The organism is Streptosporangium sp. OZ121 (genome assembly GCF_051918885.1).
Lineage (GTDB): Bacteria > Actinomycetota > Actinomycetes > Streptosporangiales > Streptosporangiaceae > Streptosporangium.
Genome location: NZ_JBPXMC010000001.1, coordinates 537,794 through 560,006, shown reverse-complemented (window position 1 = coordinate 560,006; position 22,213 = coordinate 537,794). Strand labels below are relative to the sequence as shown.

21 protein-coding genes are annotated in these 22,213 nt (G+C 72.0%); 15 read left to right on the top strand and 6 right to left on the bottom strand.

Annotated features, from left to right (window positions below; genetic code table 11):
- Window positions 1–51: 51 nt before the first annotated feature.
- The 7 genes from ACTOQ1_RS02745 to ACTOQ1_RS02715 all read left to right on the top strand — a co-directional run bounded on the left by ACTOQ1_RS02745 (window position 52) and on the right by ACTOQ1_RS02715 (window position 7,544).
- Window positions 52–2,841: a Na+/H+ antiporter subunit A gene (locus ACTOQ1_RS02745; protein WP_440064163.1), complete on the top strand. Its 2,790-nt coding sequence runs from the start codon at window positions 52–54 to the stop codon at window positions 2,839–2,841.
- Window positions 2,838–3,659, top strand: a complete 822-nt coding sequence (locus tag ACTOQ1_RS02740) for a Na(+)/H(+) antiporter subunit C (RefSeq protein ID WP_440064162.1) — start codon at window positions 2,838–2,840, stop codon at window positions 3,657–3,659. Before ACTOQ1_RS02745 ends, ACTOQ1_RS02740 begins: the two co-directional genes overlap by 4 nt.
- Before the next feature lie 64 nt (window positions 3,660–3,723).
- Entirely contained in the window at window positions 3,724–5,367 is a 1,644-nt protein-coding gene (locus ACTOQ1_RS02735) for a Na+/H+ antiporter subunit D (protein ID WP_440064161.1), read from the top strand.
- A 14-nt stretch (window positions 5,368–5,381) separates the two neighbouring features.
- Window positions 5,382–5,924 (top strand): Na+/H+ antiporter subunit E, encoded by a 543-nt coding sequence (locus tag ACTOQ1_RS02730; protein ID WP_440064159.1) that lies wholly within the window; start codon window positions 5,382–5,384, stop codon window positions 5,922–5,924.
- A gap of 108 nt (window positions 5,925–6,032) precedes the next feature.
- Entirely contained in the window at window positions 6,033–6,293 is a 261-nt protein-coding gene (locus ACTOQ1_RS02725) for a monovalent cation/H+ antiporter complex subunit F (RefSeq protein ID WP_440064158.1), read from the top strand.
- On the top strand, window positions 6,290–6,619 hold the full coding sequence (gene mnhG, locus ACTOQ1_RS02720; protein WP_440064157.1) for a monovalent cation/H(+) antiporter subunit G: 330 nt from the start codon (window positions 6,290–6,292) through the stop codon (window positions 6,617–6,619). The genes ACTOQ1_RS02725 and mnhG overlap by 4 nt, the downstream gene beginning before the upstream one ends.
- 25 nt (window positions 6,620–6,644) lie before the next feature.
- Window positions 6,645–7,544 carry a hypothetical protein gene (locus ACTOQ1_RS02715; protein ID WP_440064156.1) on the top strand — a complete coding sequence of 300 codons (900 nt, stop codon included), beginning with the start codon at window positions 6,645–6,647 and terminating at the stop codon, window positions 7,542–7,544.
- A 102-nt stretch (window positions 7,545–7,646) separates the two neighbouring features.
- Here the strand turns inward: ACTOQ1_RS02715 and ACTOQ1_RS02710 are convergent, their stop codons facing one another.
- The gene (locus ACTOQ1_RS02710; RefSeq protein ID WP_440064155.1) at window positions 7,647–8,627 is read right to left on the bottom strand and encodes an MBL fold metallo-hydrolase; all 981 of its coding nucleotides are present in this window, start codon (window positions 8,625–8,627) and stop codon (window positions 7,647–7,649) included.
- Between the two features lie 217 nt (window positions 8,628–8,844).
- Window positions 8,845–9,726, bottom strand: coding sequence for a serine hydrolase (locus ACTOQ1_RS02705; protein WP_440064154.1), 882 nt, complete (start codon window positions 9,724–9,726; stop codon window positions 8,845–8,847).
- Between the two features lie 130 nt (window positions 9,727–9,856).
- Here ACTOQ1_RS02705 and ACTOQ1_RS02700 point away from each other — a divergent pair, with 130 nt between their 5' ends.
- Entirely contained in the window at window positions 9,857–10,855 is a 999-nt protein-coding gene (locus tag ACTOQ1_RS02700; protein WP_440064153.1) for a LysR family transcriptional regulator, read from the top strand.
- 87 nt (window positions 10,856–10,942) lie between these two features.
- Here ACTOQ1_RS02700 and ACTOQ1_RS02695 read toward each other — a convergent pair whose 3' ends face one another.
- Window positions 10,943–11,392 carry a nuclear transport factor 2 family protein gene (locus ACTOQ1_RS02695; RefSeq protein WP_440064152.1) on the bottom strand — a complete coding sequence of 150 codons (450 nt, stop codon included), beginning with the start codon at window positions 11,390–11,392 and terminating at the stop codon, window positions 10,943–10,945.
- A 58-nt stretch (window positions 11,393–11,450) separates the two neighbouring features.
- On the opposite strand from ACTOQ1_RS02695, the gene ACTOQ1_RS02690 reads away from it, so the two are divergent.
- The 4 genes from ACTOQ1_RS02690 to ACTOQ1_RS02675 all read left to right on the top strand — a co-directional run bounded on the left by ACTOQ1_RS02690 (window position 11,451) and on the right by ACTOQ1_RS02675 (window position 14,465).
- Window positions 11,451–12,116 (top strand): MarR family winged helix-turn-helix transcriptional regulator, encoded by a 666-nt coding sequence (locus tag ACTOQ1_RS02690; RefSeq protein ID WP_440064150.1) that lies wholly within the window; start codon window positions 11,451–11,453, stop codon window positions 12,114–12,116.
- 477 nt (window positions 12,117–12,593) lie between these two features.
- On the top strand, window positions 12,594–12,788 hold the full coding sequence (locus ACTOQ1_RS02685; protein WP_440064149.1) for a DUF5999 family protein: 195 nt from the start codon (window positions 12,594–12,596) through the stop codon (window positions 12,786–12,788).
- A complete protein-coding gene (locus ACTOQ1_RS02680) occupies window positions 12,785–13,252 on the top strand; it encodes an ATP-binding protein (protein WP_440064147.1) in 468 nt (155 codons plus the stop codon). The genes ACTOQ1_RS02685 and ACTOQ1_RS02680 overlap by 4 nt, the downstream gene beginning before the upstream one ends.
- A gap of 514 nt (window positions 13,253–13,766) precedes the next feature.
- Entirely contained in the window at window positions 13,767–14,465 is a 699-nt protein-coding gene (locus ACTOQ1_RS02675) for a DsbA family oxidoreductase (RefSeq protein ID WP_440064145.1), read from the top strand.
- A 42-nt stretch (window positions 14,466–14,507) separates the two neighbouring features.
- On the opposite strand, the gene ACTOQ1_RS02670 is transcribed toward ACTOQ1_RS02675, so the two are convergent.
- Together ACTOQ1_RS02670 and ACTOQ1_RS02665 are read right to left on the bottom strand one after the other, a co-directional pair.
- Complete coding sequence (locus ACTOQ1_RS02670; protein ID WP_440064144.1) at window positions 14,508–15,140, bottom strand: thymidine kinase; 633 nt, start codon at window positions 15,138–15,140, stop codon at window positions 14,508–14,510.
- A gap of 291 nt (window positions 15,141–15,431) precedes the next feature.
- Window positions 15,432–16,070 (bottom strand): hypothetical protein, encoded by a 639-nt coding sequence (locus ACTOQ1_RS02665; protein WP_440064142.1) that lies wholly within the window; start codon window positions 16,068–16,070, stop codon window positions 15,432–15,434.
- 303 nt (window positions 16,071–16,373) lie between these two features.
- On the opposite strand from ACTOQ1_RS02665, the gene ACTOQ1_RS02660 reads away from it, so the two are divergent.
- The 3 genes from ACTOQ1_RS02660 to ACTOQ1_RS02650 all read left to right on the top strand — a co-directional run bounded on the left by ACTOQ1_RS02660 (window position 16,374) and on the right by ACTOQ1_RS02650 (window position 21,072).
- Window positions 16,374–16,820 (top strand): hypothetical protein, encoded by a 447-nt coding sequence (locus ACTOQ1_RS02660; RefSeq protein ID WP_440064141.1) that lies wholly within the window; start codon window positions 16,374–16,376, stop codon window positions 16,818–16,820.
- Between the two features lie 159 nt (window positions 16,821–16,979).
- Window positions 16,980–19,223, top strand: a complete 2,244-nt coding sequence (locus ACTOQ1_RS02655) for a hydantoinase/oxoprolinase family protein (RefSeq protein WP_440064140.1) — start codon at window positions 16,980–16,982, stop codon at window positions 19,221–19,223.
- The gene (locus ACTOQ1_RS02650) at window positions 19,201–21,072 is read left to right on the top strand and encodes a hydantoinase B/oxoprolinase family protein (RefSeq protein ID WP_440064138.1); all 1,872 of its coding nucleotides are present in this window, start codon (window positions 19,201–19,203) and stop codon (window positions 21,070–21,072) included. Before ACTOQ1_RS02655 ends, ACTOQ1_RS02650 begins: the two co-directional genes overlap by 23 nt.
- Window positions 21,073–21,120: 48 nt before the next feature.
- Here ACTOQ1_RS02650 and ACTOQ1_RS02645 read toward each other — a convergent pair whose 3' ends face one another.
- Window positions 21,121–22,089, bottom strand: a complete 969-nt coding sequence (locus ACTOQ1_RS02645) for a hypothetical protein (protein ID WP_440064137.1) — start codon at window positions 22,087–22,089, stop codon at window positions 21,121–21,123.
- Window positions 22,090–22,213 lie beyond the last annotated feature (124 nt).

Sequence of the window (22,213 nt, the reverse complement as noted above, 5' to 3'; positions counted from 1 at the left end):
TACCTCCCGGCATTTTGGGATACGTCGACCACGACGGGTGCCCGGGGGGACATGGAGCCGCTGCTGATCCTGCACGCCGTGGCGGCGGTACTCGCCCCGGCACTGGTGCGCCGCTTCGGCCGGGACGCGTTCTTCCCGCTCGCCGTACCGCCCGCCTGCGGGTTCGCCTACACGGTCCGGATCGCCCTGACCGGCGTCCCGGTCGAGTCGCACCATGACTGGGCACCCGTCCTAGGCCTGGGACTGTCCTTCCGCGCCGACGCGCCGGCCGTGCTGATGATGGCGCTGGTCACCGGCGTGGGCGCGCTGGTCGTGCTGTACTGCTCGCGCTACTTCGCCGCCACCGCCGAGAGGCTCGGCCGGTTCGCCGGGGCGCTCGTGGCCTTCGCCGGGGCGATGCTCGGCCTGGTGGTCGCCGACGACCTCCTGCTGCTGTACGTGTTCTGGGAGCTGACCACCGTCTTCTCCTACCTGCTGATCGGTCACGACCCCGCGAGCAGGGCCGGCCGCAGGGCCGCGATGCAGGCGCTGACCGTCACCGCGTTCGGCGGGCTGGCGATGCTGGGCGGCATGGTCGTGCTCGGCGAGGCCGCGGGGACGTACCGCATCTCGCGGATCGTCGCGGACCCGCCGTCCGGCGGCCCCGTCCCGATGGCGGTGGTGCTGATCCTGATCGGCGCGCTGTCGAAGTCGGCGATCTTCCCGTTCAGCATGTGGCTGCCGGCCGCGATGGCCGCGCCGACGCCGGTCTCGGCCTACCTGCACGCCGCGGCGATGGTGAAGGCGGGGGTCTACCTGATCGCCCGCCTGGGCCCGGCCTTCGGGGACCTCGCCGGGTGGCGCTGGACGGCCGTGCCCCTGGGCCTGCTCACCATGCTGCTCGGCGCCTGGCGGGCCCTGCGCGAGTACGACCTCAAGAAGCTGCTCGCCTACGGCACGGTGAGCCAGCTGGGATTTCTGGCCGTGCTGTTCGGCGCGGCCACCCGTGACACCGCGATCGCCGGGGCCGGGATGCTGCTCGCGCACGCGTTGTTCAAGGCGTCCCTCTTCCTGGTCGTCGGTGTCGTCGACCGCTCGACGGGAACCCGTGACCTGCGCGAGCTGAGCGGCCTGCGGCGCTCGGCGCCGTGGCTGTTCGCGACCGCCGCCGGGGCCGCCGCCTCGATGGCGGGCATCCCGCCGTTCCTGGGGTTCGTCGGCAAGGAGGCCGCCTTCGAGTCGCTGCTGACCGGGCGGCCCGCCGACACGGCGGTCCTGGCGGGAGTCGTCCTCGGCTCCGCGCTCACCGCCGCCTACAGCGCGCGTTTCCTGTGGGGCGCCTTCGGCGACAAGCCCGGCGGGGAACCGGTGGCGGTGCGCCCCACCGGCACCGCGACGTTCCTGCCGCCCGCGCTGCTGTCGGTGCTCGGGCTCGCCGCCGCCCCGCTCGCCGGGCGGTACGGAGCGGCGATGGAGGGCTACACCGGCACCTTTCCCGGTCCCGGCCACGGCACTCACCTCGCGCTGTGGAGCGGCGCCCCGGTACCGCTGCTGCTGTCGGCCGTCGCGCTGGCGGGGGGAGCGCTCCTCTTCCGGGTCAGGGAACCGCTGGCCCGGGCGGGGACGGCACTGCACGTGGTCGACTCCGGCCGGGTCTACTGGGCGCTGGTCCGCGGGCTGGGCCGTTTCTCCCTGCAGTTGACCGGCGTCGTCCAGCGCGGTTCGCTGCCCGACTACCTCATGATCGCCTTCGTGTCCCTGGCGGGGATCGCGGCCTTCTCCCTGCTGTACGGGCCCTCGCCCGACCTGCGTCCGGACGTGGTGCTCTGGGAACGCGTCGAGCAGCCCCTCATCGGCGTGCTCCTCATGGCCACGGCCGCCGTCGCGCTCAGGGTGCGCTCGCACATCGTGCTGGTGCTGCTGGCGGGCCTGACCGGGTACGGCACGGCGCTGCTGTTCCTCGTCCACGGCTCGCCCGACCTGGCCCTGACCCAGTTTCTCGTCGAGACGCTGAGCCTGGTCGTGTTCGTGCTGGTGCTCCGCAGGCTTCCCCTCGGTCCCCGGGAGGACCGGCCCCGGGTGCCGTTCGCCGCGCGGCTCGCCCTCGGCGTCGTGAGCGGCGCGGTGGCGGCCGGGGCGGGCATGCTCGCGATGAACGCGCGGCAGGCGACGCCGGTCGGCACGCTGATGGTCCCGGCCGCGACGGAGGCCGGGGCCGCCAACCTCGTCAGCGCGATCCTGGTCGACATCAGGGCCTGGGACACCATGGGGGAGACCTCCGTGCTCGTCGTCCTCACCCTCGGCATGACCGGCCTGGTCTTCCTGCGCAGCCGGTCGTACGCGCTGCGGGCCCCGCAGGGCAGGACCGGCGACGACTCCGGCACGTACTGGCTGGCGGCCACCCTGCCCCCCGGGCAGCGGGCGGTCATCCTCGAGCTCGTGGCCCGGCTGAGCTTCCACACGGTGATGCTGGTCTCGGTCTTCCTGCTGTTCACCGGGCACGGCGCGGTGGGCGGCGGGTTCGCAGGGGGCATGGTGGCCGGGCTCGCGCTGGTCGTGCGCTATCTCGCCGGAGGCCGGTACGAGCTGGCCGCCGCCGCGCCGGTCACCGCCGGGGTGCTGATCGGCCTGGGGCTCCTGCTGTGCACGGTCACCGCGTTCTGGGGGATGCTGGCCGGCGCGGGGCCGCTGGACATGCTCCCCGCCGACCTGCGCGTCCCGCTCGTCGGCGACCTTCACCTGTCGACCGTGCTGCTGTTCGACGCCGGGGTCTACATCACGGTGATCGGCATGGTGCAGGACGTCCTGCGCAGCCTGGGCGCCGAGCTGGACCGGCGGATCGACGAGGGGGAGGACCGGTGACCGCCCCGCTGCTGCCCCTCCTGGTGGCCGGCACGCTCGTGGCCACCGGGGTCACGCTGCTGCTGGAGAGGAGCCTGGTCCGGCTGCTGGCCGGTGTCATCCTGCTCGGCAACGGGGTGAACCTGCTGATCCTCACCGCGAGCGGGCCGCCGGGAAGGCCGCCGCTCCTGGGCACGGCCGCCCCGGAGCGAATGGCCGACCCGCTGCCGCAGGCCATGGTGCTCACCGCCATCGTCATCACGCTGGGCGTCACCGCCTTCCTGCTCGCCATGGTCCACCGGTCCTGGCAGCTCACCGGTGCCGACGAGGTGCAGGACGACACCGAAGACCGCCGGGTGCGGCTGCGGGCCAGGCGCGGCGAGCTCGGCCAGGAGGTGCTCTACCGCAGGGAGGCGTACCGGCGGCTGGTCAGGGAGCAGCGCGCCGAGCTCGCCCGCCTGCAGGAGGCCCGCCACGAGCGGGAGCGCAGGGAGGCCGCCGAACTGGAGCAGCGGATCCTCGACGTCAACGTCGACCTGGGCCGCTGGCTGCAGGAGCACAAGGACGAGGGCCTGTCCGCCGAACGGCTCGCCGAACGGTTCGCCGAGGCGCGGCGCGCGGAGGACCTCTCCAAGGAGGAGCGGCAGGAACGCGTCCGGGAGATACGCGCCGAGTTCGCCCGCAGGGAGCGGGAGCAGATCGCGCGGGAGCGGCAGATCCGCAGGCGGCTGCACGCCCGCCGTCGTGACGCCCTCCGGCAGATGCGCGCCGCGATCCGCGCCGACCGGGCGCGGCAGGCCAGGGCACAGGGCGACACCGACCTGGAGGGGGAGGACTGATGCGGGATCGCGTCCCGCGCGGTGCGGGAGGGAAGTCCGTGACGGACGGGAGGAGGGGGTGCCGGTGGAGGCGCTGATCCCGGTGCCCGTGGTGCTGCCGCTGCTGGCCGCCGGGCTCAAGCTGGCCATCGGCCGGAAGCTGGTACGGCTCCAGGCGCTCATCAGCGTGGGCACCCTCGCGGTGGTACTGCTCGTGTCGCTGCTCCTGCTGCCGGCCGCCGACCGGGAGGGGCCGCTGGTGGCCCAGGCCGGAGGCTGGGGCGCGCCGATCGGCATCGCGCTCGTCGCCGACAGGCTCTCCACGCTGATGCTGGCGGTCTCCTCCGCTGTGACGCTCTGCGTGATGGTCTACTCGCTGGCCCAGTCCCGCGCCGACCAGGAGCACAGGGCCCCGCTGTCGATCTTCCATCCGGCATATCTGATCATGGTCGCCGGGGTGTCGGACGCCTTCCTCTCGGGTGACCTGTTCAACCTCTTCGTCGGGTTCGAGATGCTGCTCGGCGGCTCGTACGTGCTGCTGACCTTCGGCGGGACCGAGGCCCGCATCCGGGCGGGCGCCACCTACACGGTGATAGGGATCACGTCGTCGCTGCTGTTCCTCGTCGCGATCGCGGTCGCGTACGCCGCGACCGGCACCGTGTCGATGGCGCAGCTGGCCGAGCGGTTCTCGGTGCTGCCCCAGCACATCAGGCTGCTGGTCGAGCTGACGCTCCTGCTGGTCTTCGTGGTCAAGGCCGCGATCTTCCCGATGTCGGCGTGGCTGCCCGACTCGTACCCGACCGCGCCCGCCCCCGCGACGGCGCTCTTCGCGGGGCTGCTCACCAAGGTCGGCATCTACTCGATCATCCGGCTGGAGGCGCTGCTGTTCCCCGGCGGGCCGGTGAGCGGCGTGCTGATGTGGGCGGCGCTTCTGACCATGCTGGTCGGGGTGTTCGGGGCGGTGGCGCAGACCGACATCAAGCGCATGCTCTCCTTCACCCTGGTCAGTCACATCGGCTACATGGTGTTCGGGGTCGCGCTGTTCACCGTCGGCGGCATGGCGGGCGCCATCTTCTACGTCGCCCACCACATCACCGTGCAGACGAGCCTGTTCCTGGTGACCGGCCTGATCGAGCGCCGTACCGGCACCACCTCCCTGAACCGGCTCGGCGGCCTGGCGGGGGCGGCCCCCGCGATCGCGGTGCTCTTCTTCGTGCCCGCGATGAACCTGGCGGGGATACCGCCGATGTCCGGCTTCCTGGGCAAGCTCGGGTTGATCCAGGCGGGGGTCGCGGACGGCCGTCCGATGGCCCTGGCCCTGGTCGCGGGAGGGCTGCTGACCAGCCTGCTCACCCTGTACGCGATGGCCACGGCCTGGAACAGGGCCTTCTGGGGGGCACCGGCCTCGCCGGCCCCGGAAACGACCGCGGAGGGGGGAGCCGTGCGGGAGGGCGGGGAGGGCGAGCCCGGCACGGCCGGTATGGAAGGGGCAGGAGAGGCGGCAAGCCGGGGGAGCGGGGCGGAGGGCACCGGGGGGATCACCGGTGAGGCCGTCGTCACCTCCGTCACCATGCCGGCGCCGATGCTCGCCGCCACGGCGGCGCTGGTGGTGCTGGCCCTGTCGTACACCGTGCTGGCCGGGCCGCTGTCCGCACTGGCCGAGCGGGCCGCGGGCGAGCTGCTGGCCCGCGAGCCGTACGTCTCCGCGGTGCTCGGCGGTGAGCGGTGAGGGGGCCGGGCCCGGTGATCCCGGTGCCCCGGGTGCTGGGCAGGTCCGTACCGCTGCCGCTGGTGGCCTGGCTCACCGCGGTCTGGCTGTTGCTCTGGGGAGACCTCAGCGTGGGCAACGTGCTCGGCGGCCTGCTGGCCGGGCTGATCGTCGTGTGGCTGCTGCCGCTGCCGGTCCAGGATTCCGGGATCCGGCTCCACCCCGTCGGGATCCTCCTGTTCGTCGTCCGCTTCGCGGGGGACCTGGTGGCCTCCAGTCTCCGGGTCGCCTTCTGGGCGCTGCGCCCGGGAGCGCCGCCCCCGGTCCAGATCGTCGAGGTCTGGCTGCGTTCCTCGTCGGAGACGGTGGCCGTGCTGATGACGGTGGCGTTGTCGGCGCTGCCGGGCAGCCTGGTGCTGGAGGCGAACGTCCGGCGGAGGCTGCTGGTGCTCCACGTGCTCGGCATCCCGGGTGACGCGCAGACCGTCGCCCGGGTCACCCGCGAGGAGGTGACGCGGCTGGAGAGCCGCGTCGTGGCCGCCTTCGGCACCCGCGCCGACCGGGAGGAGCTGCGATGACGGTGACCCGCGACGGGGCCACGATGACGGGGGCGTGTGAGGGGGAGCCGCGATGACGGTGATCTGTGAGGGGGCCACGATGACGGGGGCGTGTGAGGGGGAGCCGCGATGACGGTGACATATCTGACCGTTCTGGTGCTGCTCGCCGCCGCCGCGGTGATGACGCTCTACCGCCTGGTTCGCGGCCCCACGATGCTGGACCGGGCCGTCGCGCTGGACGTGCTCACCGCCGTCGTCATGTGCGCGATCGGCGCGGAGGCGGCGATGTACCGGGAGTACTCGGCGCTGCCCGTGCTGCTGGTGCTGTCCCTGCTGGGGTTCGTCGGCTCGGTCTCGCTGGCGAGGTTCTTCGCGGGACGTGCCCGGTGACCGTGCTGGACGTGGCCGCCGGCGCGTGCCTGCTGCTGGGGGCGGGCCTGGCGTTCGCGGCCGGGGTGGGGATGGTCCGGTTTCCCGGCACGCTGTCTCGCATGCACGCGGCGACCAAACCCCAGGTGCTCGGCCTCCACTTCGTCCTGCTCGCCATGTGGCTGCGCCACCCCCGCTGGGCGATCGCCGGCACGCTGCTGCTGACCGCCGTCTACCAGGTGGTGACGGTGGCGGTGGCCGCCTACATGGTGGGAAGGGCGGCGCATCTCGCCGAGTCGCCACGGGACGACGGCACGGCCGTACCGCCCGGTGACGCTCGCGCCTAAGGATCTCCCGGCGTACCGTGTCGGTATGCGTGATGCACGTGCGGAGGACGCGAGGACCGAGGCCAGACGACTGATCCGTGATCTGCTGGGCGAGGAGCGGCCGGACGCGGCCCTGCTGCTGAGCGAGGCGAAGGCGGCGCTGGGCGCTGACCGCGTCGTGCGTTCCGTCGAGCTCGCACGCGGCGCCCCCCTCACCCGCAGATCCACCGAACTCGCCGCGCTGGCCGGTCTGCTGGTCGGCACCCGCGAACTCGGGAAGGAGTGGTGGCGGCAGGAGCGCGGTGGCAAGCTGCCCGCGCCCGACGAGGTGCTCCAGACCTCCACGGCGATCGAACCGTGGACCGATCTGACCGTCCTGGAGATGCTCGCCGCCTGGATCGCCGACGACGCGGCCGACGAGACCTGGGGTCGTCCGGCCGCGGTCACCGACCTCAACTCCTGGCAGGCCGAGGACCGGGTCGAGCTGCCCAAGGACGCGCACCCCGGCCAGCGGGTCGTGGTCTCCTTCGACGCGGGCGGACGTCTCGACGCGGTGGTCCTGCGCCGCTCCGACGACGAGCTGGGCTCCAACCTCGACTTCGACTCCCTGCGCTACTCCCGTCCCGCCGAGGCCCAGTGGAGCTGGGGCGTCGCCGCCGGGCTCGGCCCCCACCGGCTGGACGAGCACCCCGACCCGTACGAGCAACCGGTCGACGCCGAGGCCGCCGCGACCCTGCACGCCTGGGCGTTGCGACACGGTGCCTCCACCGAGCAGGCCGGTGAGGTGTGGCGCGTCAAGGGCGACGTCGTCGCCTCCATCGAGCGGATCGACTGGATGTGGCGCAGCGGCGAGTGGTTCGCCTGGTGGCGCGGGGTGTCCGCCCTGGTCGACGGCGAGCCCGAGCAGCTGGCCGCCCGCCTCGAGGAGATCGCCTCCGTTCCCTAGGCGCGCCCCCCGTGAGCACGGGGCGTGAGCGCGCCCCGTGAGCGTGGGCCGTTGGCAAGGACCGGGAGGGCGGGCTGTTGGCAAGGACCGGGAGGGCGGGCGTCAGCCGAAGGTGCGCGGTGTCAGATAGTCCGGGATCACGACCTTTGTCCCGGGGCTGACCTCGCGCACCGCCGCGACGAACCCGGCGAGGCTCTTCCTCGACTTCTCGTCGGCCTGCGGCGGGTTCCGCAGTGCCACCTCGAAGTTGTCCCAGTGCACCGGGACGACCACGCGGGGCATGTCCAGGGCCCGCAGGAGGCGCGGCACGTAGTCGTACGTGGACGACGAGGAGGTGGTGGGGATCATCGCGACGTCCGGGGCGAGACCGGTGAGGTTGCGCTCGACGAAGTCACTGCCGCCCATGAAGAAGACCGACGGGCCGCCCTTGATCTTCACCTGGAACGCCAGGGTGTCGCCCTCGGGCAGCTCGGAGATGTTCTCCGGCTTACGCTCCGGACGGGTCAGCCGGACCCCGGGGAAGACCATGGAGTAGTCGGCGTTGCGGCTGTGCAGTGACGCCACCACCTCCACGACGTAGTCGCCGAAGTCCAGGACCTCCCCGCCCTTCACCGGGCTGAGCAGGTTGCTCTTCACGTCGAACGCCAGCGCCAGGTTGCACGCGGTGGCGGTGCCGACCACCCGTGCCCCGGTCGACGTCGCGATGTGCGGGACGTCGTTGAAGTGGTCCCAGTGCGCGTGCGTCACCAGCACCACCTTCGGCGTGCCCGCGTGCTTGGCGACCGCCTCGGCGTCGACCTCGAGCCGCGTGGTGGGCTTGAACGCGCCCGCCGCCAGGCCGGTGTCGAACCGCGTCACGTACGGGTCGACGAGGAACGTCGACGACCCCACGTCCACGCGCCAGCCCGACGTACCGAGCCAGCGGAACGTCGCGGCGGTCTTCTTCCCGCCCGGACGCGCCGCCGCGGCCCTGGTGGGGGACGGGGACAGGAGGCCTCCGGCCGCCGGTGCCAGCGCGGCTCCCGCCAGCGCCGCCCCCGCCGTCGCGGTGCGCAGGAAACCTCTTCGATCGAATCGGGACATGTCTCTCCTCGGTGCGGATGAACGCACGGTCGTCACCGGTCATCCGGGTGACGACCGCCGGCCGCGTGCGGCCCGCTGAGGACCCAACCATCACGGCGCCGTCCACGTCCAAGATCCTCGACCGTCGTCTCCGATAGGCGAACGCGTATCAGAGCAGCTGGGGCGGGGACTCCGACGGCGTGCGAGGAGGCGGAACCCGCCCGGCGAGTGGGAGAGGTCACCCGGCCCGCAGCGCGTCGACGGCGGTTCGCGCGGCCTGGCCGATCGCCAGGTCGACGTCGATGCGCCGGGTGGGCAGCTGCCCGGTCCGGGTGAACACCGCCACCGCGTAGCTCTCGCCGGAGGGATACTCGACGACCCCGGCCTCCATGTGCAGGCCGGGCAGCGTCCCCGTCTTGGCGGCCACCCGCGTCCCCGGGGGGAAGCCCGAGGCGATCCGCGTCCAGAAGACCTGCCGTGTCATGTAGTCGCGGACGGCCGCGCACGCCTCCGGCGGCCCGGCCTCGTCCCGCCAGATCAGCCCGAGCAGCCGGGTCATGTCGCGCGCCGTGCTGGAGGTCGTGTGATCGGGATCGAGGACCCGCAGTGCCCGTACCCGCTCGGGGGGCAGCGTCGGGAAGATCCGCGCGAACTCGGCGTCGTCCCGCGCCCCCACGTCCGCGAGCATCGACTCCAGCAGCTGCCTGGGCCCGCCGATCACGCGCGTGCGCGCCAGCCCCAGCTCCGCCGCCAGCATCCGCACGGTGTCCAGGCCGATCCTCCGCATCAGCAGGTCGGCGGCGGTGTTGTCGCTGACCTGCATGGCGAAGTGGGCGAGATCGCGCAGCGAGATCTCCACGTCGTCCGCGCATCCGGCGGTCCCCCATCCGCCGAGCCTGTCCTCCGCCGTCACGAGAACGCGCTCTGCCGGGTCGAGCTGGCCGGCCGCCGCCTGGCGGGCGAACTCCAGGACCAGGAGCACCTTGAAGATCGAGGCGATCACGACCTGTTCGTCGGCGCGCACGGCGATCTCGCGGCCCCCGGTGACGTCCAGCGCGTGCAGGTGCCCCTCCACCCCGGCGGTCGCGAAGATTCCCGCTATCCGTTCCTCTGCCGACATGCCCGCAACGCTATCCAGCCCCGCCGCCGGGTCGTGACACGCCGCCGGATCATGCCGTGCCACCGGATCGCGGCGCGCCGCGGGTCTGTGACGTGCCGCGGATCCGCGGACGATCGCCTATCGTGACGCCGTGGACCTTTCCCGGCATCTGCGACATTTCATCGTCGTCGCCGAAGAACTGCACTTCGGCCGCGCCGCGGAGGTGCTGGGCATCGCGCAGCCACCGCTCAGCCAGTCGATCCAGAGGCTGGAGCGCGAACTCGGTGCCGAGCTGTTCGACCGCTCGCGCCGGCAGATCGAGCTCACGATGGCGGGCCGGCTCCTCGTCGAGGAGGCCAGGCGGTTCCTGGCCGGTGAGGAGCGCCTGCGGGCGATGATGCGCCAGGCCGGCGACGGCGAACTGGGAACCCTCCGGATCGGGGTACCCCCGGAGATCCCGGCCGTGACGCTGCACGCCCTGCTGCGGCACGTCGCCGAGGAGACTCCGGGGCTACGGTTGGAGCTCCACGAGCTCACCATTCCGGAACAGCTGCGCCGTCTGACCTCCGCTCAGCTCGACGCGGGCCTCGTACACCACCCCGTCGACGTTCCCGGCCTGCGGTCCGGGCCCGTCGTGGAGATCCCGCTGGGCGTGGTGCTGCCCCGCACGTCCCCCCTGGTGCTGGCGCGGCCGCGGGCGCGGCCGGGGTCACGGCCGTGGGAGATCGCGCTGGCCGACCTCGCCGGGCACGACCTCGTCGTCTTTCCGCGCGAGACCTCTCCCGCGTGGTACGACCGCATGCTCGATGTCTGTCGCGCGGGGGGCTTCTCGCCCGTACGCCTTCAGCACGCCCGCAACCCGGAGTTCCTGCTGGGGCTGGTGCTGGCGGGGCACGGGGTGGCGTTCGAGCAGGAGGCGATGGCCCGCAGGGAGCCTCGGCTGGCCTGGCGCCCCCTGGCCGGTGCCCCTCTGCTGAGGGGGATCTGTGTCGCCTGGCCGGAGCGGTCGGCCCACCCCGCGGCCGCCAGGTTCGCCGCTTTGGCGGCCGGGATCCTCGCCCAGGACGTCACCGCGGGGACACCGCAGGCGGCACCCGGGACGTCCCCGCCGCCCGCCGCCCGCCCCTGGTCCGTCGTCTACGCCCCGTAGCGCCCCCGCCTCTCGTCCACACCCGGGGGTGCCCAGGTCCGTCGTCCGCGCCCTGTGATCCCCGCCGCCGTCGCGTTCGGCCTTTCCCTAGACCGCCCGCGGGGGACCTGGAACGGTGACCTCGTCGATCTCGGCCAGTCCGGCGGCGAGGAGCGCCGCCGAGAGGCCGCTGTCGTAGCGGGCGATACCGGCGATCTTCGAGTCCCGTACGGTGAACAGGGTCGCCACGGTCGTCGCGTCGCCGAGAGCCCCGGTGCCGGGGTCGTGCCAGCGGGCCGTCTGCTCGGCCACCAGGTGGGGGAGCCGGACGAAGAGGCGCCGCGAGGTGAGCCGGATACCCGAGTCCGCGACCCACCCGCGCAGGACGTCCACCCCGTGAGCGGTGCCGCGCGGTCCGGTGATCGCGACATCCTCGGCGGCCATCCCCGCCGCCTCGGCCACGGCCCGCCGGTTGACCGCCTCCTCGAATCGCGTGACCAGGGAGATCGCTTCGTTCACTCGTTCGGGATCGGCGGCGTTGCCATCAAGTGCGTGCATTTTGCACACATTACATGTGTGATTTGCACACATCAAGGGCGAGTGCGATGCTGCGCCCATGCGCACCACCGGTGACCAGGCGAACGACCCGGAGTCCGGTCCCAAGGCCGGTTTCAAGGCCGATCCCGGGTCCGGCTCCGTGGTCGACCCCGCGGTGCCTCTCGCGCCCGGTGTGTCCTCTGACTCGGCGGCCCCCGCCCTTTCCGGAAGTCGCCTCCCCGCCGCCGGGCAGGCGGGGCCCGCGCTCTTCGCGCTGGTCCGTTACTGGTCGCGGCGCTGGCCCCAGCGGGTCGCCGGTGACGACGCCGAGGGCGGGCACGTCTCGCGGGTCGTGGTCGTCGACATCATCGGCGCAAGGGGCGGAGGTGACGAGAGCGGCGGCGTCGCAGGGGCCGGGGTGGCCGATGCGACGGGCGGTGGCGGTGGGCGTACCGGCGTGCGGGCCGTCGCCGACGCCCTCGGGGTGGACCGCTCCGTGGCCAGCCGCATGGTCGCCGACGCGGTCGCCGCGGGCCTGGTACGGCGCGGCACGATGGAGCGCGACGCCCGCCACGCCGACCTGGAACTGACCGCGTCCGGCCGTGAACTCCTCGCAGCCGCCCGACGCTGGCAGAACGACGCGTTCGACGCCTTCACCGCGCACTGGCCCGCCGAGGACCGCGAGACCTTCGCCTCGCTTCTCGTCCGGTTCGCCGCCGACGCCACCGCGCCACGCCGGGAGTGATCCGGACTCCCTGGAGCCTCCTTGTCATCGCCCGTTTTGCCTGATGCGGCAAGAATCCATACCGCAAAAAATGCTCTACCAGGACAAGACTCTGGCTCTATCGACGCTCAACACATACGGGTGTAAACACAGATGAAACCACATATAAGTGGCTGTAAATCAACACCGCGTTCGCTCGGGGGAGCCTGGTAGAAGATCCCGCGTCACGTACAGGTCATCGAACGGGTGGACGTGGTCGCCGACGACGGATTTCCGGCCATCACCGAAACCGTTCGCCACCGGTCGCGCTGGGAGGTACGCAGGCGCGGGCGCGCGTGAAGGGTCGTCGCCGGCAGCGGAAGCGAGTCGAATCCATCGCGTTCGGCAGGGGAAACCGATCCCGTCGTCGACGGGCCGGAGGCGAGCCGGTGAGGACGATCGCCGGCTCGGGGTTCCGCGAGGTTCCCCTCCGCAGCCAATCAAGATCGGAGTAGGACCGTGTGTCAGCACCTGCCCGCCTGTCCGTCCGCGGACGCCCTCGATCATGAGGCGGCTCGTCTCGTGGTCTCTCACCCTGAGCAGGGATGGGGGCTGCTCTGCAACGGTGTGGTGGTCTTCGAGGACACCGGGGAAATCCTGCCGGACGGGCGTGTCGTTCCCGCCCATCGCGCTCCCTGCGGGAGGGCGGCATGAGACCGTCCGCCGCCCTCGCCCTCACCTTCACCCTCTGCGCGGTCGCCGTTCCGTTCCCGCGGCCCTTCGCCAGAAGGGCGTCCTGGCCACTCCCGCCCATCCCGGCCTCGGTGCCCAGAGCCCGGCGGCTGATCTACGGGCAGATGACCGGGTGGGGGATCGCCGAGCAGGGCGAGATCGCCCTGCTGCTCGTCAGCGAGCTCGTCACCAACGCGTTGCGCCACGCGTGGGGACCGATCCGGCTCGCCGTCTCCTACCAGGAGGGAATGCTGCGTTGCGAGGTGGACGACGCCAATCCCGCCCTTCCCTACGTGCGCGACGCCCACGGGGACGACGAGGGAGGGCGCGGGTTGTATCTGCTCGACCTGCTCTCCGACCGGTGGGGCAGCGAACGCACGTCCCTGGGGAAGGTCAGCTGGTTCGAGCTGTCCGTCCACCCGCATCTCAACGGCACCGCGGCCTGAGAAGGTCGAAGGGAACCTCCCCGAGACCCGGCTCGCCGACCACGACAGGAAAGCCTCTCCTCACCGAGGGCAGAGAGGATACGGGGGACGTAGACGACATGGACCGATCGCGCCGCCCGGACGGCGGCACACCACAGGAACCGGCAAGTCAGGCCCGTACGCGCATCAGAAAGGAGTCCCGGGCGATGCGCCAGACACGAATCCGCAAGCGCTCACGACGTCGCGACCGGGACGTACTGGATCTGCGGAGCCCGTCGGGAAGGCCGCTGCCGTACTGACCCCGGACGCCGGGCGTGAACACCCCGCCCGGCGGCGAGCGCGGTCCCCGCGGCCCTTGACGTTCCCGTCCGTTCCGTCCGTTCCCGTCGTCAGTGCCGTTAGGTGCCGTTAGGTGCCGGTCGGCGCCGGTCAGGTGTCTCTCGCCGGGGTGCCACGGGTCCGTGTCCGTCCCGCGTCCACGGACGGCGGGCCGGCCCGTGGAATCAGCGGATCCCGGTGCCGGTTGCAGCGTGGTGTGAAGGTTGAAATCTACTCAGACGTCGTCTGCCCATGGTGCTACATCGGCCACACCCGCTTCGCCCGTGCCGTGGAGCGCTACCGGGCCAAGGGCGGTGAGGTGGAGGTCGAGTTCAGGCCGTTCCAGCTCGCGCCGGACGCGAAGTCCGACGGTGAGCCCACGCTCACGTGGGCCGCGGCGAGGTTCGGCGGGGCCGAGCAGGCCGCGCGGATGTTCGGCAGGGTCACCGAAGTCGCCGCCGAGGACGGGCTGGTGCTGGACTTCGATCACTCGATCCAGGCCAACACGTTCGACGCGCACCGTCTCGTCCAGCTCGCCGGAGAGCAGGGCAGGGGTGAGGAAGCGCTCTACGCCCTCTTTCGCGCCCACTTCACCGACGGCCTCGACGTCGGCTCCCGCGAGGTCCTCTCCGGACTGGCCCGCGAGCTCGGCGTACAGGCCGACCTGGACGGGGAGGACGGCGCGGCGGCGGTGAAGGAGGAACTGGCCCAGGCCCGCGCCATCGGTGTCAGCTCGGTGCCGCTGTTCCTCTTCGAGGGCCAGTTCGCCGTCTCCGGCGCCCAGCCCGAGGACACCCTGCTCGCCGCCCTCGAAGAGGTCGCCGAGCGCACCGGCCGGTCGCCGGCCGCCAGGGCCGTCAAGGCCGCCACGAACGGTGGCGACGCATGCGACGACGAGGGCTACTGCGCGGTCTGACACACGCGCCGGGCGGGGCGTCCCACTCGTCCGGTGCGGGGCTCAGCCGGTCAGGCCGAGCTCTCCGGAGCGGTAGTGGCGGCGGCAGAGCACCTGGTAGCGGATCGGGTCGGCGCCCGTGTCGCCGATGACGACCTGCTCGCCGGTACGGACCATCCTGCCGCCGACCACCCGGGCGTTCAGTCGCCCGGGGCGCCCGCACCAGCACAGGACCTCGACCTGCAGGCGGCTGATCTCGTCGGCCAGCTCGAACAGCCGCTGGGTGGCGGGGAACATCTGCGAGCGGAAGTCCGAGGCCAGGCCGAAGGCGTAGACGTCGATGCCGTGGTCGTCGGTGAGGTCGGCGAGCTGCTCGATCTGGGCGACCGTGTAGAAGCACGCCTCGTCGCAGATGACGTAGTCGATGGGTTCGTGCGCGCGGACCAGGGCCACCAGGTCGAGGTCGTCGACGACCTCGACGGCCTCACTGCCCAGGCCGATCCGGCTGGTGACCTGCGGGGCGCCCGAGCGGTCGTGCTTGGTGAGCACCAGGCCACGCCTGCCCTGGCGGCCGTGGTTGTAGTTCATCTGCAGGGCCAGCGTGGACTTGCCGCAGTCCATCGGGCCGAAGTAGAAGCGCAGCACTCCGTCCCGGGAACCGGCGGGAACGGCGGAAAGGGCAGACAATTCGGTCACGGGGGGCCAGCCTAGTACTCCGGTCGCGTTCCGCGATCTCCACCCCTGGCGATCGGTTCGTCGCCCTCACCAGGCGTCGGAGCGTACGGGATCGGCCGCCGCGCCCGCCGGGACCTCTTCCGGCCCCGCCGCCGAGAACCGGCGGGAGCCGATGGGAACCGACGTGAACCGGCGGGACCGGGAAGGGCGAGGAGAAGGAAGAGGCGGTGAGGGAACCGAGGGGGCCTCGCCCGATCCCGGCGGGCGGGGCCCCCTCGGCCGATGGGCCGGCTCAGAGCTCGCCTGTTCGGCTCAGAGCTCGCCGCTCTCGATCGCCGCCTTGAGACCCGCCTGCGTCGCCTGGTGGGAGGAGACGCCGTTCGTCACGGTGAAGTCGATGAGCAGGATGCTCGCCTCGAAGGTGAGATGCTCGGTGACGCGCGTCCGCCCGTCGCCCAGGTCCTCGAAGACGATCTTCTGGTGCGTGACGACGTTCGGCAGCGTCCAGGTGTCGGTCTCGTAGTAGAGCTCGTCGCGGTGGATGCGCTGCTGCGCGTGCGTGTTGGAGGTGACGGGCAGCCCGGCGACCGGGATGTCCTCCACGGCCGTGAAGTTGACATAGCGCGTCCCGGCGTCGGTCCAGTCCGCGTGGGTGACGACCCGCTTCAGGAACGAGTGCATGCCGAGGTGGTTGTTGATGTTCGAGTAGGCGTCGAACACGTGCTGCACCGGCGCGTCGATCTCAATGGAGATGTCGCGCTTGGCCTGGCTCCGTCCCGTTATCGGGAGGGGGGCGGTCAGGCACTCGTAGAACCGGTAGGTGTCCCACGCGATCTGCCACTGGGCGGCGAGCACGGGGTCGGTGTCGGCTCGGGCGGGGGTCGAGAACACGCTGAGAAGGAGGACGGCGGCGGACAGCGGGGCCACGAGGAGCCGCAGGAGCTTCGTCACAGATACCTCTGAAAACCGGATGGGAGTGGTGAATGTCTTCTATCTCATCCGAGTCCTGTTTTACCGCGCCGAACATGGATCGTGATCTGCATGTTTCGTGGACGGCTCGCCCTCGCGCACCCGCCTGAAAGATAACGATCTACAGCTGGTAGTGAACTGTGAGGCATATGAGGGCGTTTGGGTGGAAGATGCGCTGGTAGAAGGGGGTGGTCCCCGGTCGGCAGGCTCGGGCGTGACCTGACTTGGCTTGACGGTGAAAACCGTGGGAGATTCCTTTTGGTCTATCGAAAAGTGGGAGAATCTGTGACGACCACCAACAACTCCGCTCCACCCCTCGGCAAGACCCCCGCCGTCGTGACCCCCGGTCCCACCGGCGCGGAGACCACGGAGATGCCCGCGGCGCTCGCGGCGATGATGACCGAGGACGAGGCCGTCGCCGCCCAGGCCGAGGCGGCCCGCTGGCGGTACGGGTTCTACGTCGTCGTCATGGGACTCGTGGTCATCCTGATCGGCTTCGTGGTGATCGCGCTGCGCGAGGGTGACACGGCCGCGCCGTTCGCCGGGCTCGTCGGGGTCTCGGGCGCGATCATCGGCGCCTACTTCGGCGTGCAGGTCGGCCAGTCCGGCAAGGACCGGGTCGAGGCCGAACTGCGCCGTACGAACGAGATGGCCATTCGCCTCGCCGCCAAGATCCACGCGCACGACGCCGACGCGGTGATCAACACCACCATGGGTCCCCGCCGCCGCTAGGGACCGCTCCCGCCGTCCCGGTCCGTGACCGGGGCGGCGGGACCGTCTCCGGCGAGGTCGTTCGAGGTCGTTTCCCGCCAACACTGCCCAAGGACCGGGCGCAGCTTCGGCAGGGTCCGCCGATTTGCGGACTCGCCGGGACTGGGTAGACACGGGGGCATGCGCAGCGTCCGTATCGGGGTCGACACCGGAGGCACGTTCACCGACGTGGTCGCGGTGGACGAGCAGACCGGTGAGATCACCACGACCAAGACTCCCTCCACCCCGGCCAACCCGGCCGACGGGTTCATGGAGGGGGTACGGAAAGTCCTGCGGAAGGCGGCCGGTGCGGGCGAGGCGGGCGACCTGGGTGACGCGGGCATGGAGGCGGTGTCGGCCGTCGTGCACGGCACCACGGTCGCCACGAACCAACTCCTCGAAGACCGCATCGCCGACCTGGGTTTCGTCACCACCGAGGGTTTCGAGTTCATCCTGGAGATCGCCCGCCAGAGCGTGCCGGACGGCTACGGCAACTCCTACTTCTGGGTGAAACCGCCCCGCATCGTCCCGGTGCACCGGGTCAGGACCGTCGGCGGGCGCCTGGACCACACCGGTGCCGAGGTGCGGCCGTTCGACGAGGAGCAGGCCGTCGCGGCGGCCCGCTGGTTCCGCGACCGCGGCGTCACCGCGATCGGCGTGTGCTTCCTGCACTCGTACGCCAATCCCGCCCACGAGCTGCGCATGCGGGAGGTCCTCGAACGGGAGCACCCGGACGCCGTCGTCTCGATCTCGTGCGACGTGCTGCGTGAGTACCGCGAGTACGAGCGGTCGGTCACCACCCTGGTCGACGCCGCCGTCAAACCGACCATGCGCCGCTACATCGCCAGCCTGGCCGAACGCCTGGAGGCGGCGAGCCGCGCACGGGACGCGGACGGCCGGGCGTACGCGGAGGACGCGGAGGACGCGGGAGACGCGGGGGACCGGACGTACCGGAAGGGTGTCGTGGGCGCGGCGGCGGTGGCGTCGTCCGCGGCGGGGGTCGCGCGTGCGGGGAGTGCCGGGAGGGGGAGCGGCATGCCGTTCTCCGTGATGAAGAGCAACGGCGGCGTGCTGTCCGCGGCCGAGGTCGTACACCAGCCGATCACCACCGTGCTCTCGGGACCGGCCGCGGGCGCGCTCGGCGCCGCGCTGATCGCCGCCACCGCCGGGCACCCCTCGGTGATCACCCTGGACGGCGGCGGCACCTCGACCGACGTCGCGGTGGTCGTCGACGGGGAGCCGTCCCTGACCACCGAGGGCAGCATCGGCCGTTACCCCTGCAAGATCCCGATGATCGACATCGTGACCGTCGGCGCGGGTGGCGGCTCCGTCGCGTGGATCTCCCCCGAGGGCACGCCGAAGGTCGGGCCCAGATCGGCCGGGGCCGACCCCGGCCCCCTCTGCTACGGCCGGGGCGGTACCGAGGTCACCGTCACCGACGCGCACGTCTTTCTCGGCCGGGTCCCCCCGCACCTGCTCGGCGGGGAGATCCCGCTCGACGCCGACGCCGCCCGCGAGGGGATCGAGGCGCTCGCGGGCAAGATCGGGCTGTCCCCGGAACGGACCGCGGCGGGCATCCTGGAGATCAGCGCGTTCAACCAGTCGAACGCCATCCGCCAGATCACCGTCAAACGCGGCCTGGACGTGCGGGACTTCCCCATGGTCGCCTTCGGCGGCTCGGGCCCGCTGCTGGTCTGCCGCCTGATCGACATCCTCGGCCTGCCGTCGGTGATCGTCCCGCCCGACCCGGGCAACGTCTCGGCCTTCGGGCTGCTCACCGTGGACGTCAAGAACGACTACGTGCGCACCTTCGTCACCCGCGACCTCTCCCTGGAGACCGCCGGGGAGATCTTCGGCGACCTGGAGGGGCAGGCCGCCGCGGCCCTGGACCGCGAGGGCTTCGCCGCCGGCGCGCACGTCTACGCGCGCAGCGCCGACCTGCGCTACTACGGCCAGGCCTACGAGGTCAGGGTGCCCGCGCCGTCCGGCCCGCTGGACGAGGACTGGCGGGCCGAGGTGCTGGACCGCTTCCACACCGAGCACCGCAAGCTCTACGGGTACGGATACCGCGACGACCCCCGGCACGGCGTCGAGTGGGTCAACCTCCGTGTCTCCGGCATCGGCCCGATCACCCGGCCCGTCATCGGGCACAGGCCGCACGGCGACCCGCGGCCCGAGCCGGTCGCCTTCCGCGAGGTCTTCTACGACGATTGGGGCGCCACCCCCATCCACCGCCGTTCCGACCTGACCGCCGGAGCGCGGGTCACCGGCCCGGCGGTCATCGAGGAGTACGGCTCCACGCTGCCGCTCCACCCCGGCTTCACCGCGACCATGGACGAGTTCGGAAACCTGGAGGTACGCCATGGGGCGGACGACAACGGCTGAATCGACGAGCGCGGCCGACCCGGTGCTGGTGGAGATCGTCGAGGGGACGCTCGCGTCGGTGGAGATGGAGGTCGAGACGGCCATCGCCCGTACCGCACGCTCACCCATGATCCGCGACGCGCACGACTTCCGCGCCGGCATCCACGACGTACGGCTGCGCAAGCTGACCGGCAGGTCCTACTCGGCGCTGGTCCAGCCGATCGTCAGGGACTTCCCGATCGGCGAGATGAGGCCCGGCGACGTGTTCTTCCACAACGACGTCTACCTGTCCGAGGGCGGCATCGGGCACCTGCCCGACCTGTGCGTGACGGTCCCGGTCTTCCACGACGGGCAGGTCGTCGCCTTCGTGCAGGCGTTCGGCCACCACGACGACATCGGCGGGGCCGTACCGGGCTCCATGCCGAGCAACGCGCGCAGCGTGTTCGAGGAGGGGCTGATGGTCCCGCCGATCAAGCTGTGGGACGAGGGTGTGCCCAACCGGGCGGCACTCACGATCATGACGCGCAACTCCCGGATGCCCGACTCCCTCGCCGGAGACCTGGACGCCGAGTGCTCGGCCTGCCTGATGGGCGCCCGGCGGCTGGGAGAGCTGTTCGACCGGTACGGGCGCGAGGCGGTCGAGGCGTGCTTCGACGCGATCATCTCCAACACCACGGAGACGTTCCGCAGGGAACTGCTGGCCAAGATCCCCGAGGGCACGCACGTGTGGGAGGACTACGCCGAGCACGACGGCGTCGACGAGCCCCGCCTGCACACGCAGCGGATGACCCTCACCGTCGACCACTCCGCCGAGGTGCCGCTCGTCATCGACTTCACCGGCACCTCCCCGCAGGCCAAGGGCCCGATCAACCACGCGGGCGACTACGCCGACGGGGTGTTCCTGAAGAAGTGGCTGGCGCCGATCCTGCGCAACCTGGCCGACACCCCCGAGCGGATGGCCGAACTCGACGTCAACGAGGGGGTCGTCCCCCTCATCGAGATGCGGTTCCCCGAGAAGGGCACCCTGCTCACCCCGATCTTCCCCGCCCCCACCAACGCCCGCACGTTCGTGATCCTGCGCCTGCTGGGCGTGCTGGCCGGGGTGCTGGCCAAGGCGACCGGCGGCCGGATGCCCGCCGACCAGGAGACCATCCGCTACACCGGCGTCTACGGCGACGGCGCCGACGGCACGCCGTACCTGATGAGGGAGGTCCTCGGCGGCGGCTCCGGCGGCCGGTGGTACGCCGACGGCGAGGACACCATCCACGTGGTGCCCGACTCGCGCAACATCCCGGTCGAGTTCGCCGAGTCCCGCTGGCCGTTCCGGGTCGAGCGGCTCGGCCTGGCCCGCGACTCCGGCGGTCCCGGCCTCTACCGGGGCGGCCTCGGCTACGACAAGCACCTGCGGATGCTCCGCGACGCCTCGTTCATGTCCATCGCCGACCGCTCGATCCTGTCGTGCTGGGGCGTGAACGGCGGCCGCGCCGGACGGCCCTTCGTCGTGGAGATCGAGGGCAGGGAGATGGAGGGCCTGGTGGACGACTCGCCGGTCCGGGCCGGTGAGATCATCCGGGTGCGCACCACGGGCGGGGGCGGCTGGGGCTCCCCGCTGGACCGCGACCCCGCGCTGGTGGCCGCCGACGTCCGCGACGGCAAGGTCTCCGCCGAGGGCGCCCGCGACGACTACGGCGTCGTCCTGTACGGCGACCCCGACGACCTCCGGGTGGACGCCGAGGCCACCGCGACCCGCCGCGCCGGGCTCCGCGCCCTCCTCGCGGGCGATCCGGCCGGCCGGCCCTTCTTCGACCGGGGTCCGGGCTTCCCCACCCTGTCGGGCGGCCTGCCGTACGCGGAGGTGGACCTCATCTGACGCTCGCGGGGCACTCGCGGGGCACTCGTGAGGCGCTCGTGAGGCGGCTCACCTCCGGTGACGGAGGGTGCGGGTGACGGTGAGCCCGCCGAGGGCGAGGACGCCGGCCAGCAGGATGCCGGTCTCGGTCCACTGGAAGCGCCAGAACCGGTCGGCCGGATGGTGGTAGACCGCCTTGCGGTAACCCTCGTCGATCAGGCACTCCTCCTTCAGCAGCTGGGCCCGTTCCGAACGGGCGTCCACCCCCGCGGGCGGCGGGCAGGCGCCGGCCGGCGCCTCCGCGATCTCCCGGCCGGAGGGGGCGACCCAGGCCTCCCCGACCAGGGTGCCGCCGCCCTCGTAGAGCGCCGTCCAGCCGGTGGTGACGGTACGAACCGGCTCGGCGTAGGAGTCGCGGGAGAAGAAGACGGCCGGAACGGCCACCGCGACCAGCGCCACGGTCACCGCCATCGCGGCCAGAGTGCGCCGGAAGAACGTCCCGGCGGCGGCGCCCAGGACGAACGCGAACAGCCACCACGCGGCCGGGACGACGCCGATGACGGTGAACGTCCCGGGTTCCAGCGACTTGTCGCCGATCACGTCGCGGAACACCGGCAGCCACGCGCTGATCATCGCCGACAGGAGCAGGGCGGCGGCCACGACCATGCCGCCGAGCACGCAGAGTTTGGTCACGAGCCACCGCAGGGGGGAGACCGACTGGGTCCAGGCCAGCGCGCCGGTCCCGCGCTCGAACTCGGCCGCCAGCAGAGGCGCGCCCCAGAAGGCCCCGACCAGCGCGGACCCGGCGATGGGAAGCAGGCCGAAGACCATGAAGACCGGGTAGTAGTAGTCGGAGTAGATCGTTGAGTTCACGCCGGAGCACGCGGCGGCGGAGCCGGGGCAGCCGGGCGGGGCCTGTCCGGCGATGTAGGCGGTCGCTCGCAGGCCGGAGATCAGCAGCAGCACCCCCAGGGCGAGCAGCAGACCGCAGGTCACCAGGATCTGCGCGCGATGCTGTCGCCAGGTCAGCCAGAGCAAGGAGGAATCCCTTCAGGTGGTACGCCCGGTTCACCCGGGTGGTCCCGTACGAGGGGCCGCGCGAACCCGGTGGTCCCGTACCGGTCCCGTACGAGGGACCGCGCGAACCCGCCGGTCTCGTGCC

Coding starts and splice junctions, on each gene's coding strand:
- ACTOQ1_RS02745 (WP_440064163.1), top strand. CDS start 52: ATGGAGCCGCTGCTGATCCTGCACGCCGTGGCGGCGGTACTCGCCCCG.
- ACTOQ1_RS02725 (WP_440064158.1), top strand. CDS start 6,033: ATGACGGTGACATATCTGACCGTTCTGGTGCTGCTCGCCGCCGCCGCG.
- ACTOQ1_RS02715 (WP_440064156.1), top strand. CDS start 6,645: ATGCGTGATGCACGTGCGGAGGACGCGAGGACCGAGGCCAGACGACTG.
- ACTOQ1_RS02710 (WP_440064155.1), bottom strand. CDS start 8,627: ATGTCCCGATTCGATCGAAGAGGTTTCCTGCGCACCGCGACGGCGGGG.
- ACTOQ1_RS02705 (WP_440064154.1), bottom strand. CDS start 9,726: ATGTCGGCAGAGGAACGGATAGCGGGAATCTTCGCGACCGCCGGGGTG.
- ACTOQ1_RS02695 (WP_440064152.1), bottom strand. CDS start 11,392: ATGCACGCACTTGATGGCAACGCCGCCGATCCCGAACGAGTGAACGAA.
- ACTOQ1_RS02690 (WP_440064150.1), top strand. CDS start 11,451: ATGCGCACCACCGGTGACCAGGCGAACGACCCGGAGTCCGGTCCCAAG.
- ACTOQ1_RS02680 (WP_440064147.1), top strand. CDS start 12,785: ATGAGACCGTCCGCCGCCCTCGCCCTCACCTTCACCCTCTGCGCGGTC.
- ACTOQ1_RS02655 (WP_440064140.1), top strand. CDS start 16,980: ATGCGCAGCGTCCGTATCGGGGTCGACACCGGAGGCACGTTCACCGAC.
- ACTOQ1_RS02650 (WP_440064138.1), top strand. CDS start 19,201: ATGGGGCGGACGACAACGGCTGAATCGACGAGCGCGGCCGACCCGGTG.